The organism is Massilia sp. CT11-108 (assembly GCF_047302915.1).
GTDB classification, from domain to species: Bacteria; Pseudomonadota; Gammaproteobacteria; order Burkholderiales; family Burkholderiaceae_D; genus Telluria; species Telluria orientalis.
On the sequence record NZ_JBKYMO010001133.1, the window covers coordinates 1 to 645 of the forward strand.

The following is a 645-nucleotide window of genomic DNA, read 5'->3' on the forward strand; positions in this document are numbered from 1 at the left end:
GTTCCACACGCGTGGCCAGCGCGGCGTGCTCGGCGTCGAGGCGGAGGCCGAATTTGCCCGCCTGGACGCGGACCTGGCCGCGCGCCGCGTCGAACGTGCGGAACTGTTCGACGGCCGCGCCGCGCGCGATGTCGAGCAACAGTTGGTGGGTGCCGTGAACGCGGCACGCGAAGCCGTGAATACCTGCCAGGCCGCGAGCCTGCAGGCTGCGCAGGCGGAAACACGGGTGCGCGAGGCGCAGTCGCTGGCCGCGCGCCGCATCACCGACCTGCAGGGCGAGCTGGCCGATGCGGGCGAGCGGCTCGCACACTGGATCCAGGAATTCGACGGCAGCGACCCGGCGCTGGAAAGCGTGGCCAACGAACAGCAGCTCGCTGCCCTGCTCCAGGTCGGCGCGGGCTGGATCGCCCAGGAACGTGCGGCCCTGCAGGAACTGGACGCGGCCCTGCGCCAGGCGACGGCCGTGCTGGCCGAACGCCGTGCGCAGCGCGAACAGCACGAGCGGTTGCGCGAAGACGTGGCGCCGGCGCTGACAAACGTCGAACAGCCGGACGCGCCAGCCGGGGACGGCGCGCTCGCAATGGAACAAGCGACGGCGCAGGCAAAGGCGCAGGCAACCGCGCAGGCCCAGGACGCCGACGCGGT

General features: G+C 72.7%; 1 pseudogene. It reads left to right on the top strand.

Going from position 1 to position 645, the window contains the following annotated elements:
- Positions 1-645, top strand: a pseudogene (locus tag ACEN88_RS33590) (hypothetical protein); the annotation flags it as partial.